This window comes from Nitrosopumilus piranensis, assembly GCF_000875775.1.
In the GTDB taxonomy this organism is placed as follows: Archaea; Thermoproteota; Nitrososphaeria; order Nitrososphaerales; family Nitrosopumilaceae; genus Nitrosopumilus; species Nitrosopumilus piranensis.
Genome location: NZ_CP010868.1, coordinates 873,897 through 885,901, shown reverse-complemented (window position 1 = coordinate 885,901; position 12,005 = coordinate 873,897). Strand labels below are relative to the sequence as shown.

The window sequence follows — 12,005 nt, the reverse complement described above, 5'->3', positions numbered from 1 at the left end:
CTAGAATTTTTGTTTTGCACTAAGGGATATAAACAACTCTATCAGAATGTAAAAAGCGATTCAAATGAAATTACCAATATGTGGCTTTGATGCAAAAAATGCAGTGCTATGCCCCCAATGTGAAAAGAAAGTAGAGTCAGGAGAGATAACTCAAGCAGATGTAAACGCATCAATTATTCTAGCAAAAATTGCAAAATCAAATAATGAGATTGAGAACTTTACATTATATTCTTGCAAAGATTTTCAGGGAAATTTTATCCTATCCTTGGCAAAAAATGACATTATGAGTATAAGGCAAAGTAGGACACTATACAGGCTCCTTCAGGATCAATTTAAGGGAAAGATTTGGCTAGTTGAGGCAGATGAGACAGATAAAAAATTCATAGAGGATTTATTCTTTCCAACCAAAATTCTATCAATTAATTCAGTCTGGGCACCAGGAGGAGTGCAAAAAACAAAGGCAGTCGTATCAGGTAAATGGACACCAAGATTTCCAATTGACACACAAAAGGTTGTTGAAATTGTTAAAAATGCCCGAAACCTTGACATTGAGATAGAATTTGAGGATAAAGGTAGAAAATAATGGTCTTTGTAAAAACTCATGACATTTCAGAGCTGACATCAGAGTTAATTGGAAAGCAAGTCGTTTTGGGCGGATGGATTGAGGATTTGAGAAAGTTAGGAAAGATGTCATTTATCACACTACGTGATGTGTCAGGAATTTCCCAAGTAATTGTAAAAGGGGAATTAAATGATAATCTAGGTGAGATTAATCGTCAAAGTGTTGTAAGTGTAAAAGGAATTGTACAAGAAACAAAGGCAAGAGATTTTGCATTTGAAATTAAAGCTGAAGAAATTGAAGTGCTAGGAAAGGCAATTCACCCCCTACCAGTGGATCCTATTGGAAGAGTGGAAAGCAACATCGATACACGATTGAATCATCGCGCACTAGATATGAGAAATCAAAAGACTGCGTCAATTTTTAAATTAAGACATTATGTTTTGCAATCACTACGAAAAACGCTAACAGGAAAAAAATTCATAGAGATAACCACACCAAAGATTATTGGCAGTGCAAGTGAAGGAGGAGCAAATCTATTTTCTCTAGAATACTTTGGAAAAAAGGCGTATCTTGCACAAAGCCCACAACTATACAAAGAGCAGATGACAATTGGTTTGGAAAGGGTATTTGAGATTTCAAACTTTTATCGAGCAGAAAACTCCCATACAGGAAGACACCTTAGTGAATTTACCAGCATAGATATCGAGGCTGCGTTTATGGATTACAATGATGTGATGGATGTTTTAGAGTCACTAGTAATGGAGGTTTACAAGTATACATCAGAGAATTGTAAAAAAGAACAAGAGACTATTGGTCACACTATAGAGGTTCCAAAATCACCATTTGAGAGAATCACATACAATCGATGTATTGAGGAGTTAAAGAGTGCAGATGAAAAAGTAGAATTTGGAGATGATTTACTAGACTCACATCTTAGAATTATTGGAGACAATCATCCAGGATTTTTCTTTTTGACTGACTGGCCAATGAAGCTAAAACCATTTTACATCAGAGAAAAGGATGAAGACCCAGAACTGTCTCGTTCATTTGACTTGCAGTTTGGATACCTAGAGTTATCCTCAGGTGGGACAAGACTGCACAATCCAGAGATGCTCAAGGCAAGACTAAAAGAGCAAGACTTGGATCCTGCACAATTTACTGATCATCTCAAAGCCTTTGATTGGGGAATGCCCCCACATTCAGGATGGGGTATGGGGTTAGATAGATTGATGACCACACTAATTGGAATTGATAATGTCCGTGAAGTGGTATTATATCCAAGAGATCCTGACAGACTAAGTCCATAAAATAGTTGATTTTGTTTTAAATTAACTACACAAAAGAATTTGAAATATCAAGTTTGAGACCAATTGCTAGACTCCAAATGTTTTTGATTTTTTTTCACACCTAGGACATTTTAACCCGTTAATTTTGATACCGCATTTTTTGCAATGCATATCCACCCCAAGCACATCACGAGAAGAGGTTTTAATTGCTTTAACTATCAGTATTAATGCTATTAAAATTCCCACTGCAACTCCTATCCATAAAAGTACCATCTACTACTCATAGGGCATTATCTCTTAAAAACCTCCAAATTACAAGATTCCCTAACAAATACACGAAATTAACGACAAAGTAGGCAGATTACAGTCAAAGATAACTAACATCATTCAGATTTTTATTGTAATAGAATTACACAAGTTCATGATAGAGCAAGAAGATGCCAAAAAAGTAGTAGAAGTCATAGGAAATAATCTAATTGGCGTTTCACATGATTCAAGTAGTTTTCAAAAACTGCCAGATTCTTTTTGGGGATACTTTGCAAGAGGCCACGACAAGAAAGGAAACTTCGGAGTAATTGTAACATATTCTGAAAATGGAAAAGATGTCGATGAATTAATCAAGATGTACGAGCAGTGGGCAGAAAAAAACAAGCCAAAATCTGAATAGATTATTTTGTCTCTAGTAATAATTTTCGATAACCCTGGCATTCTTTACAGATAGGCTTTCCTTTGTACTTTGGATTCCCGTCTTTGATCTTGAGTGTGCCTTCAACAATCTTACAGATACAGCATTTTGCCATCAAGAATTTATTAAAAACGCGATTAATAAAAATTGGGAATTTTTGAAAAAGAGATAAATCTAAAGAGATGGATCTAATCTAGTGTACAAATGTGATTTTTGTGGATCAGGTTTTGGAGACAGAATTTGTTACTTTTGTGAAAGAAATTGTTGTACATCATGTATGATAGATGACAGAACACGTTGTAAGGAATGCTACATTCACAAAAGGAAATTAAGTGTAAGACAACTTGTTAGAAAGAATAGACTTGTTTTAATTTTTGTAGGGTTTTTGTGGTTTTATGCAGTGTTTCCAGGCCCCTTTCTACCAGGACTAGATTCAGGATTTTATGCAATCTCTGTTGTGGCAGCAGTTCTAATTATGATTCCAGTGTGTCTTGCGATGTTTTTTTGGTCGCTAAATCCACCAAAATCAGATTTAAAGAAGAGAAAAGACTAAGCTAATCAGTTTTTTTCCAAGATTTCAGAAGGTTTGATTTGATTTTTCATGCATGGAATAAGTTTTCCTAAATTCTCCACGCTTCGTTAATTTTGTTTTTCTGATATTCACTAAGTTGAGAGCCAAGTCAGTTCTCATATTCAGATATTTCAACAAAAAGTTTGTCCCTGACTCATTAACTCATGGGCCTGCATTACTGAATCATTATAATTATTCCAATTCCAAGTAAGTTTTGTAATTTTCTCAGATAATTCAAATAGCTTTATGACTTTGAGCAGACCCTCTTCGTCATAATTTTCCAATCCCATGGAGAGTTGAATCAACAGTAATTATTGTTTCACACTTGTCACAAATTCGCAGGATATTTTTTCAAAAATACTGAATATAGAGAAAGACCTAAAGTTTCAAAAATTGGAATTAAAGATTTTTGGTAATTTCAGATGTAAATTCAGTTGTGGTCTTATCCCCACCAATATCTTTGGTTTTAACACCTGTTTTTACTAAATCAAATATTGTAGATTCCAATCTTTCTGCCACCTCAAAGCATTTTGTGTCATTGTGTTTTTGCCCCAACCAATCAAGCATCAATTTGATAGATAATAGAAACGATGAGGGGTTTGCAATGTTTTGTCCTGCAATATCAAATGCAGCCCCATGAACAGGTTCAAACAATGCAAAGTTGTCACCAATGTTAGCAGCAGGTGCCATTCCCAAACCACCAACTACTTGTGATGATTCATCTGACAAAATATCACCAAAAAGATTGGTTGTAACAATTACATCAAACTGTTCGGGTTGGCGAATCAAGTTCATAGCGCATGCATCAACATACATTTGCTCAAATGCGATGTCAGGATAATCTTTTGAGACTTCAGTACATACTCTGGCAAACAAGCCATCTGTTACTCTCATCACGTTTGATTTATGAACGCATGTTACTTTTCTCATAGAATCGCGTTGTTTGGCAGATTCAAAGGCATATTTTGCAATTCTCTTTGAAGCATTTTCTGAAATTATTCTCAAAGCTACTGCAGAATCACCCAAGCTAAATTCTTTTCCAGTGTAAAGATCTTCTGTATTTTCTCGCACTATAACCATGTCAATATCATCACGCAATGCAGGCATGTGCGGGTATGACTTTGCAGGGCGTATATTGGCATAAAGATCAAGCATCCTTCTCAAAACTACAATAACATCAGCTGCACTCTCTCCAACAGGTGCCTTCAAACATGCATCAGATTGTTTTATGGAATTAACAGTTTCATCAGGAAGTGCTTTTCCTGTTTGCTTGAGGGTAGCATCTCCAGCAGATAATTTTGTAATGTCAAATTTCAAATCAAGTTTGTCATTAATGGTATTCAATACAGAAACTGCAGATTCAGACAACTCAGGACCAATTCCATCACCAGTAATTAATGAGATTTTATACATAGTATCACTTCATAATTAGAGAATTTTAGGATTTAGTTAAACCTGCTTTTCTTGGAGTAGTTTCTTGAGCATTATTCGATTAATGGCATCAATTACTGCCTTGACAGATGTAGTTACAATATCCTCACCAACAGATTTTGCAGAAACCTTGTTTCCTAATGCATCTTCAACTTTTACTGTAACCTCACATAATGCACTAGAGCCACCAGAAATTGATGCTAACCCATAGTCTTTGATTCGAATTTCTGAAAGTTTTCCAGTAATCTTTTGAATTGCATTTAATGCCGCATCAACTGGTCCTACTCCATAATCAGTTCCTACATGATCTTCCCCATTTACATTTAATTTTACAAATGCATAAGGCATTGTTCCAATTCCAGTAGATACAGAAAAGCCAGTCAATTGGACAATTCTTTTGAGTTCTTGTTCACCCATAACATCACTTGCAATAGATAACAATTCAACATCAGTAAGTTGTTTTCCCTGGTCACCAATTACCTTAACTTTGTCTAAGATTTGTTTTGATTGTTCTTCAGTTGGTTTTACCCCATACTCTGCTAGCATTGCATTCATTCCATGAACACCTGCATGTTTTCCAACTTGAAGCCATCTCCTTCGTCCAACCAATTCAGGGCTAATTGGCTCGTATGTGAGGGGATTGCTCAATACACCATGTGTGTGGATGCCAGATTCATGACCAAATGCATTTGCTCCAACGATTGCCTTGTTTGGCTGAACGATTATTCCAACAGTTTTTGAGATAAATCTAGAGGTATCATAAATTAATTCAGATTTGATATTGGTCTCATATTTTTGCTCATAGGGCAAGCATTTGAGTGCCATGGAGAGTTCTTCTAGTGATGCATTGCCTGCCCTCTCACCAATACCATTAATCGTAACATGTGCACATGATGCGCCTGCATGAATTCCAGCCAAAGAGTTTGCAACTGCCAATCCAAAGTCATTGTGACAGTGAACACTGACTGGAAGTTTTGTGGCCTCTATTGTATCTCTTGTAATTTCTGCCATGTATTCAGGTGTAGAGTATCCAACTGTGTCAGGAATATTGACTCTATCAGCTCCTGCTTTTGCAACTTCACCAAATACTTTTTTCAAAAATTCTCTATCAGTTCTAGAAGCATCTTCTGCTGAAAATTCCACTTGAAGACCACGTGACTTTCCGTATTCTACTGCCTCGATTGCCTTTTCAAGTGCTTGATCTCTTGTCATCTGGAGTTTGTGCTCTAAATGAATATCAGATGTTGCAATGAATGTATGGATATAGTTTAATCCAGCATCAACTGCTGCATCAATATCTTTTTTGATAGTTCTTGTCAATCCTGCAATCTCACATGATAATCCTGCAGATGTTATCATCTTGACTGCTTTTAACTCACCTTCAGAGATTACTGGAAATCCTGCCTCAATTGCATCCACTCCCAATTCATCAAGTTTTTTTGCAATTGTTAATTTTTGTTCAGGAGATAATGATACACCGATTGTCTGCTCTCCATCTCTTAATGTCGTATCAAATATTCTAATTTTCAGGACGAGCCACTCCTCTGCAATGCAGCAACACCAGTCCTTGCAACATCAATGATTCCAAATGGTTTTGCCAATTCCTCAAATGCTTTGATTTGATCAGGTGTTGCAGTCAACTCTACCATGATAGAGTCCTTTTTGACATCATGTACTTTGCCACCATATGCATTTGCTAATTTGTTAATCTCCATGCTATCATTAGCATTACTTAGTTTAATCTTAAAAATACTAAGTTCTCTAAAGACAGTTTTATGCTCATCTAAGTGCTCTACTTTTACAGTATCAATCATCTTATCAAGTTGCTTTACAATCTGGTCTACCTGCTTTTCATCACCATATGTGGTAATAGTCATTTTAGAATAATCAGGATTCTCAGTAACACCTACAGAGATACTATCGATGTTAAAGTTTCTGGCACGAAACAAGTGAGTAACCTTGAACAAAATTCCAGGCTTGTTTTCAACTAGAATAGAAAGAATTGCCCACATACTAATCACTACGATGGTAAGATCATTTCCTTAAGCGAAGTTCCAGGTGCTACAAATGGCAATACATCTTCTTCAGGATCAATTGGAATATCAATTACTGTTGCAACATCGCTGCTTAATGCATCTCGGATTGCCTTGTCAAGTTCATCCATTGATTGTGCCCTAATTCCTTGAGCACCATATGATTGTGCCAATTTTACATAGTCAGGGCATTTTCCTTGATCAACACCAATCATTCTTCTGTCATAGAATGTTCTCTGCCACTGAGCTACCATTCCCAATGTAAAGTTGTTTAATACAAATACAATTACTGGGATGTCTTCTAGCACTGCAGTTGCAAGAGAGTTTTCAGTCATTGCAAAACTTCCATCTCCTGCAATATCTACAACAGGAACATCAGGTCTTGCAACTTTGGCACCAATTGCAGCTGGAAATCCCCAACCCATAGTACCAAGTCCGGTGGAGCTAAAGAAAGTTCCAGGTTGTATTACATCATAAAATAATGATGCCCACATTTGGTGCTGTCCTACTTCAGTTGTAATGATTGATTCTTTTGGAAGTAGTTCTCTGAGTTTGCGTAAAATTTTAGCTGCACCCATCTCACCTGGATGAAGTTTGAGATTTTCTTGCCAGTATGCTTTGGTCTCTTTGACATGTTTTACCCAGGGAGTTTCTTCAGTTTTTTTAATTGCTTTTTGCAAAAGTAATTTTACCATTATTCTAAGAGAGACTCTAACATCACCAACTACTGCAAGTTGCGCAGTCTGGTTTTTGCCAATTTCAGCAGGATCAACATCCATATGAATAATCTTTAATCCTTTTTCAAACTCTTCAAAGGTTCCAACAGAGCGGTCTGAAAATCTAGTACCAATTGCCAACACACAATCAGCTTCAGTCATAATTTTGTTAGCTTCTGCATGACCATGCATTCCAATAGGACCTAATGATAGAGGATGGTTTTCAGGGAAAGCTCCTTTTCCTTTGAAAGTAGTTACAACAGGAAGCATTAATGTTTCAGCAACAGCTTGTAATTCAGCAAATGCAGAAGATATGATAGCTCCACCACCAGCTAAGATAACAGGTTTTTGAGAATGTAACAACATGTCAATTGCTTTTTCTACATTTACAATGTCAGGATCAGACCATGGATGGTAACCTTGGATTTTAAATTCATCAGGGAAAACCATCTCAGCTTCGTTTTGTTGGACATCTTTTGGAATGTCGATAAGAACAGGTCCAGGTCTTCCGGTTTCAGCAATAAAGAATCCCTTTTTTACAACTTCAGGAATTTCTGCAGCATCTCTTGGTTGAAATGCATATTTTACAACAGGGTTTGCCATTCCAATAATATCACTTTCTTGAAATGCGTCTTTTCCAATCATAGCTACAGATACTTGTCCAGTTACTGCAACCATTGGTGCAGAATCAGCTTGTGCAGTTGCAATGCCAGTAAGTATGTTAGTAGCACCAGGTCCAGAAGTGGCAAAGCAAACTCCAGGTTTTCTGCTTACTCTGCCAAAGCCATCTGCCATGTGTGCTGCTGATTGCTCATGTCTTGCCAAGATGTGTCTAATATTACATCTAGCAAATTCATCATACATTGGAAGATTCGCACCTCCCGGTAAACCAAATACTTGTTTGACGCCTTCTTTTTCCATTGCCGTCATCAAGGCCTTTGCACCAATCATATTTTCCATATTATTCATCAAATTTCTCTCCATAATTTTAATGTGTTAAAATTTTGAGCACACTTTACAGTGTTAGTACAACTGGCAATTCTTTGCCAAATTTTACAGTTAATCTTGTGCTCATTGAAATCAAAAAATCAATCAATCTATAATTAATAAAGATTATCTAAAGAATAATCGTGATTTTGTCCAAAATTGTGCAGAAGACTTAAACTGATTATTTTCATATTCGAAGATGACTGTTTTTGTCAGATAGCGAAGAAATCATCAAAATAATAGACACATTATTTCAAGCAGGGATTACAAAAGACACATCAGTCCTCAAGGATATTCATCTAAACGATCCAAAATTTTCAAGTTTTAGTGATTTACCACCATATGATCTAAAAGATTATCAAAATACAATTGAATTAGAAGAACTCAGGTTTGTTAGTATTTCAGATTATAGTTATGAAATTAAAAAGCCAAAGATCAGTATTTTTGGAGATTCTGCAGTTGTTGCAATGGAATTAAACCAAAAAGGAATGTTAGTTGACAATAAAGCATTCACTGGGGAACACATGGAAATTCAAGGAAGAGCTACTTTTGTTTTAGTAAAACAACCAACATGGAAAATTGCTCACATTCACCTATCAAAGATTAATGGATGAATCAGTTCTTTTTAGATTGTGGTTTGCTTGAATTAGGTTTGTTGCCTTTGGATTTGTTCTGATTAGGTTTGTTGCCTTTGGATTTGTTCTGATTAGGTTTGTTGCCTTTGGATTTGTTCTGATTAGGTTTGTTGCCTTTGGATTTGTTCTGATTAGGTTTGTTGCCTTTGGATTTGTTCTGATTAGGTTTGTTGCCTTTGGATTTGTTCTGATTAGGTTTGTTGCCTTTGGACTTTTGTTTTTTGCTTGATTTTTCGTTAGTTAACTTTTGGTACAATTTGAATGCCTGATCAACACTAGCATTTTGATGAACAATTGCTCTAACTGCTTTAATCATTGCAACAGGATGATCAGATTGCCAAATGTTTCTACCCATATCAACACCAACAGCTCCACCTTTAATGGAATTGTATGTTAATTGCAATGCATCACGTTCTGGAATTTTCTTTCCACCTGCAACAATAATTGGAACAGGACATGATTCAACTACTTTTTCAAAATTTTCACAATAGTAAGTCTTGACAATGTGTGCACCTTGTTCAGCTGCCATTCTACATGCCAATGAAAGATATCTAGCATCTTTGCCCAGTTCCTTTCCAACTGCAGTTACAGCCAAAACAGGAATTCCATATTGCTCAGCCTCACTTACTAACTTTCCAAGATTTACAACTGTTTGGTATTCATATTTAGAGCCAACAAAGATAGACATGGCAAGAGCACTTGCATTTAGTCTAATTGCGTCTTGAATGGATACTGTAATGTCTTCTTGAGATAAATCCTCACCAATAATACTAGAGCCGCCAGATACTCGAAGTACCATAGGAGTATCAGTCTCTGCAGGTACTGATGTTCTTTGAACACCTCTTGTAAGCATCAAGGAATCACAATGTTTTAGCAAAGGAGCAATCACTTTTTTTGGGTTCTCTAATTTTTCAGTAGGACCCAAAAAATATCCATGATCAACTGCCAACATTAGTGCGCGATTATTATGTGGTTTAATTATATTGGATAATCTATTTTTTAATCCCCAATCCATATCTTTTCGAATCTAAAAATGCCTTTCTTAAGCCTTTCTTATTTTGTTATGATTATCTTCATTGCGTTTTCACCACTTCGCGCATGATCAAATGCTTTTTGAGTATCAATAATTGGATAAGTGTGAGTGATTAGCTGCTTAACATCAATTTGTGATGACTCTATAAGATTTAGTGCCTCCTTGGTATCACTATCAGATGCAGCATAACTGGTAACAAGCGTAATTTCTTTTGAATAGATTTTACTCATATCCAAATCCATTGTTGCGCCTTTTGAAGGAACACCAAACATCATTACTGATCCACCCTTTCTGACCATATCAATTGCATCCTCAAGTGCTTTGAGACTACTGGTTGCAACGATTGCAACATCAACACCCCTCCCATCAGTGTGCTCTAGAATCTTTTGCTTGCGAGTATCATCTGTAGAATGAATAGATTCTGTGATATTGAATTTTTTTGCAAAATCCAATCTAAAATTATTAACATCAAAGCAGAAAATTTTTGAGAATTTTTTTGCATGAGCCAACATAACATGCATCATTCCAGTAGGACCTATTCCAAAGATTGCAGTGCTGTCTCCTTCCTGATAATGAAATTTTGTCCATGCCCTTACACAACATGCAAGGGGTTCAATCATTGCAGCTTCCTCAAAACTCGTAGAATCAGATATTTTCAAAACTCCACCATGAGATACATTCCATGCAGGTACAACATATTGTTCAGACAAGCCACAGGGAGACAAATTGGTTTCATAGTATTTTTTACACATTGTTTCATTTCCATGGTAACAAAAATGACAATCATAACAGGGAACATGATGGTGAGTAAATACCCTATCGCCCTTTTTGAATTCAGTTACATTAGAGCCAACATCTAAAACTATGCCTGCAGGTTCATGACCCAAACGCATTGAGGGCTGGCCATACTGTCCAAATACTTTTTCCAAATCAGAACCACAAATTCCACATGCATGCATTTGAACCAAAATATCACCAGGTCCTAAAGAAGGATTATCTGTCTCACTTACAGAAATTACTGATGGTTCTTTAACAGATGCAGTTTTCATGATTGATTGATAAGAAAATTGAGTATAAGTAGATTAAAAGATCAAACACCAAGAATCTTCTTTAACATTACTCGGTAATCAACTTCAGATTTTTCACTTCCTGTAGCAGGTAATGCAAACACCAAAGTAGATTTTTCAGCTCTTAATGCAGTCAACTCATCATTGATAGATTCTGTAATATCATCGCTAACTAAAACTAATCCCACATCAGAATCATCAGTTAGTTTCCTAATATCATCTAGAGCCTTTTGAGGGGATTCAGAAATAATACCTGGAACTCCTGCTAACTGAAAACTAGTTACAAATGATTTGCTTCCTACAGTGAATATTTTCACAAATTAAATTTTTGGCCATTCTAATTTAACCCTTTTTGGAAGGGGTCAGATCTGGAAAGGTTGATTTAGTTTAAAAAATCAGTAAGTTTATGGCAGAAATTGATACTCAAAAAGATGTCTATCTATTCTTACATGGAAAAATGGATCTTAGAGAAAAAGCAACTAATGCATTAACTGCAAAAGGATTTCCAGCTGAGAAAATAACAATGGCATCTCCAAACAAAGTAGGAAATGTTGGAGATTACATGGCAATGTTATGGAGACCACCCACACCAGATCAAATCAAAATTCAACAAATAACCAAAGTTGAAGAAGTAGAGCCAGAGGGAATGATAGGTCTTTGGAAAGGAGTCTCACAAGAAGATATAGACTCTATTCCACTAGGATAAACTCAACTAAATCCAGCACCAAAATCAGAACCTTTGTCTAAAAGATCACCTGAATCTGAACTTTTTAATTTTCTAAACAACAACGTCTCATAAACTAACTTCATTGCAGCCTCATCATTTAGATTACAATCTTCTTTGACTATATTTTTGTATTTTTCTAATTTGACAGCATCTTGTTCATCAGGAGAAATACCATCATGTACCATTAGATTAGCAATTTTTTCAATTTCAGAATTTTGTTGTTCTTCATCCATAGTTGTCAATAAGGTTTCTAGTTATTAATACATTCGAAC

At 36.0% G+C, this 12,005-nt stretch carries 17 protein-coding genes; 6 read left to right on the top strand and 11 right to left on the bottom strand.

The annotated features are described in order from the left end of the window. The first annotated feature begins 64 nt into the window (after positions 1-64). Together NPIRD3C_RS05165 and aspS are read left to right on the top strand one after the other, a co-directional pair. On the top strand, positions 65-583 hold the full coding sequence (locus NPIRD3C_RS05165; RefSeq protein WP_148703143.1) for a transcription elongation factor NusA: 519 nt from the start codon (positions 65-67) through the stop codon (positions 581-583). Next, positions 583-1,869 carry an aspartate--tRNA(Asn) ligase gene (gene aspS / locus NPIRD3C_RS05160; protein WP_148703142.1) on the top strand — a complete coding sequence of 429 codons (1,287 nt, stop codon included), beginning with the start codon at positions 583-585 and terminating at the stop codon, positions 1,867-1,869. Before NPIRD3C_RS05165 ends, aspS begins: the two co-directional genes overlap by 1 nt. A 66-nt stretch (positions 1,870-1,935) precedes the next feature. Here aspS and NPIRD3C_RS05155 read toward each other — a convergent pair whose 3' ends face one another. Continuing rightward, positions 1,936-2,121 carry a hypothetical protein gene (locus tag NPIRD3C_RS05155; protein ID WP_148703141.1) on the bottom strand — a complete coding sequence of 62 codons (186 nt, stop codon included), beginning with the start codon at positions 2,119-2,121 and terminating at the stop codon, positions 1,936-1,938. A gap of 148 nt (positions 2,122-2,269) precedes the next feature. Between NPIRD3C_RS05155 and NPIRD3C_RS05150 the strand changes: the two genes are divergently transcribed. After that, positions 2,270-2,515 (top strand): hypothetical protein, encoded by a 246-nt coding sequence (locus NPIRD3C_RS05150; protein WP_148703140.1) that lies wholly within the window; start codon positions 2,270-2,272, stop codon positions 2,513-2,515. A gap of 1 nt (position 2,516) precedes the next feature. Here NPIRD3C_RS05150 and NPIRD3C_RS10975 read toward each other — a convergent pair whose 3' ends face one another. Further along, positions 2,517-2,648, bottom strand: a complete 132-nt coding sequence (locus NPIRD3C_RS10975; protein WP_255464675.1) for a hypothetical protein — start codon at positions 2,646-2,648, stop codon at positions 2,517-2,519. A gap of 162 nt (positions 2,649-2,810) precedes the next feature. Here NPIRD3C_RS10975 and NPIRD3C_RS05145 point away from each other — a divergent pair, with 162 nt between their 5' ends. Next, a complete protein-coding gene (locus tag NPIRD3C_RS05145; RefSeq protein ID WP_148703139.1) occupies positions 2,811-3,086 on the top strand; it encodes a hypothetical protein in 276 nt (91 codons plus the stop codon). Between the two features lie 149 nt (positions 3,087-3,235). Here the strand turns inward: NPIRD3C_RS05145 and NPIRD3C_RS10450 are convergent, their stop codons facing one another. From NPIRD3C_RS10450 to ilvB, 5 genes are all read right to left on the bottom strand, one after another. Then, positions 3,236-3,394 (bottom strand): hypothetical protein, encoded by a 159-nt coding sequence (locus NPIRD3C_RS10450; protein ID WP_160272874.1) that lies wholly within the window; start codon positions 3,392-3,394, stop codon positions 3,236-3,238. Between the two features lie 109 nt (positions 3,395-3,503). Next, entirely contained in the window at positions 3,504-4,517 is a 1,014-nt protein-coding gene (locus tag NPIRD3C_RS05140) for an isocitrate/isopropylmalate dehydrogenase family protein (protein WP_148703138.1), read from the bottom strand. A gap of 36 nt (positions 4,518-4,553) precedes the next feature. After that, complete coding sequence (locus NPIRD3C_RS05135) at positions 4,554-6,065, bottom strand: 2-isopropylmalate synthase (protein ID WP_148703137.1); 1,512 nt, start codon at positions 6,063-6,065, stop codon at positions 4,554-4,556. Then, the gene (gene ilvN, locus NPIRD3C_RS05130; RefSeq protein ID WP_148703136.1) at positions 6,062-6,547 is read right to left on the bottom strand and encodes an acetolactate synthase small subunit; all 486 of its coding nucleotides are present in this window, start codon (positions 6,545-6,547) and stop codon (positions 6,062-6,064) included. Before ilvN ends, NPIRD3C_RS05135 begins: the two co-directional genes overlap by 4 nt. Before the next feature lie 8 nt (positions 6,548-6,555). Continuing rightward, on the bottom strand, positions 6,556-8,253 hold the full coding sequence (gene ilvB, locus NPIRD3C_RS05125) for a biosynthetic-type acetolactate synthase large subunit (protein WP_237087605.1): 1,698 nt from the start codon (positions 8,251-8,253) through the stop codon (positions 6,556-6,558). 227 nt (positions 8,254-8,480) lie between these two features. Between ilvB and NPIRD3C_RS05120 the strand changes: the two genes are divergently transcribed. Continuing rightward, complete coding sequence (locus NPIRD3C_RS05120; protein WP_148703134.1) at positions 8,481-8,885, top strand: YybH family protein; 405 nt, start codon at positions 8,481-8,483, stop codon at positions 8,883-8,885. 1 nt (position 8,886) lies between these two features. On the opposite strand, the gene lsrF is transcribed toward NPIRD3C_RS05120, so the two are convergent. From lsrF to NPIRD3C_RS05105, 3 genes are read right to left on the bottom strand one after another with little or no spacing between them, the layout of a single operon-like run. Then, positions 8,887-9,921 carry a 3-hydroxy-5-phosphonooxypentane-2,4-dione thiolase gene (gene lsrF / locus NPIRD3C_RS05115; protein ID WP_148703133.1) on the bottom strand — a complete coding sequence of 345 codons (1,035 nt, stop codon included), beginning with the start codon at positions 9,919-9,921 and terminating at the stop codon, positions 8,887-8,889. 38 nt (positions 9,922-9,959) lie between these two features. Next, complete coding sequence (locus tag NPIRD3C_RS05110; protein ID WP_148703132.1) at positions 9,960-10,988, bottom strand: zinc-dependent dehydrogenase; 1,029 nt, start codon at positions 10,986-10,988, stop codon at positions 9,960-9,962. A 41-nt stretch (positions 10,989-11,029) separates the two neighbouring features. Then, positions 11,030-11,323, bottom strand: coding sequence for a V-type ATP synthase subunit F (locus tag NPIRD3C_RS05105; RefSeq protein ID WP_148703131.1), 294 nt, complete (start codon positions 11,321-11,323; stop codon positions 11,030-11,032). 89 nt (positions 11,324-11,412) lie between these two features. Between NPIRD3C_RS05105 and NPIRD3C_RS05100 the strand changes: the two genes are divergently transcribed. Next, complete coding sequence (locus tag NPIRD3C_RS05100) at positions 11,413-11,712, top strand: hypothetical protein (protein WP_148703130.1); 300 nt, start codon at positions 11,413-11,415, stop codon at positions 11,710-11,712. A gap of 2 nt (positions 11,713-11,714) precedes the next feature. On the opposite strand, the gene NPIRD3C_RS05095 is transcribed toward NPIRD3C_RS05100, so the two are convergent. Further along, positions 11,715-11,966, bottom strand: coding sequence for a hypothetical protein (locus NPIRD3C_RS05095; protein WP_148703129.1), 252 nt, complete (start codon positions 11,964-11,966; stop codon positions 11,715-11,717). Positions 11,967-12,005 lie beyond the last annotated feature (39 nt).

Coding starts and splice junctions, on each gene's coding strand:
- NPIRD3C_RS05165 (WP_148703143.1), top strand. CDS start 65: ATGAAATTACCAATATGTGGCTTTGATGCAAAAAATGCAGTGCTATGC.
- aspS (WP_148703142.1), top strand. CDS start 583: ATGGTCTTTGTAAAAACTCATGACATTTCAGAGCTGACATCAGAGTTA.
- NPIRD3C_RS05155 (WP_148703141.1), bottom strand. CDS start 2,121: ATGGTACTTTTATGGATAGGAGTTGCAGTGGGAATTTTAATAGCATTA.
- NPIRD3C_RS05150 (WP_148703140.1), top strand. CDS start 2,270: ATGATAGAGCAAGAAGATGCCAAAAAAGTAGTAGAAGTCATAGGAAAT.
- NPIRD3C_RS10975 (WP_255464675.1), bottom strand. CDS start 2,648: ATGGCAAAATGCTGTATCTGTAAGATTGTTGAAGGCACACTCAAGATC.
- NPIRD3C_RS05145 (WP_148703139.1), top strand. CDS start 2,811: ATGATAGATGACAGAACACGTTGTAAGGAATGCTACATTCACAAAAGG.
- NPIRD3C_RS10450 (WP_160272874.1), bottom strand. CDS start 3,394: ATGGGATTGGAAAATTATGACGAAGAGGGTCTGCTCAAAGTCATAAAG.
- NPIRD3C_RS05140 (WP_148703138.1), bottom strand. CDS start 4,517: ATGTATAAAATCTCATTAATTACTGGTGATGGAATTGGTCCTGAGTTG.
- ilvN (WP_148703136.1), bottom strand. CDS start 6,547: ATGTGGGCAATTCTTTCTATTCTAGTTGAAAACAAGCCTGGAATTTTG.
- ilvB (WP_237087605.1), bottom strand. CDS start 8,253: ATGAATAATATGGAAAATATGATTGGTGCAAAGGCCTTGATGACGGCA.
- lsrF (WP_148703133.1), bottom strand. CDS start 9,921: ATGGATTGGGGATTAAAAAATAGATTATCCAATATAATTAAACCACAT.
- NPIRD3C_RS05110 (WP_148703132.1), bottom strand. CDS start 10,988: ATGAAAACTGCATCTGTTAAAGAACCATCAGTAATTTCTGTAAGTGAG.
- NPIRD3C_RS05100 (WP_148703130.1), top strand. CDS start 11,413: ATGGCAGAAATTGATACTCAAAAAGATGTCTATCTATTCTTACATGGA.
- NPIRD3C_RS05095 (WP_148703129.1), bottom strand. CDS start 11,966: ATGGATGAAGAACAACAAAATTCTGAAATTGAAAAAATTGCTAATCTA.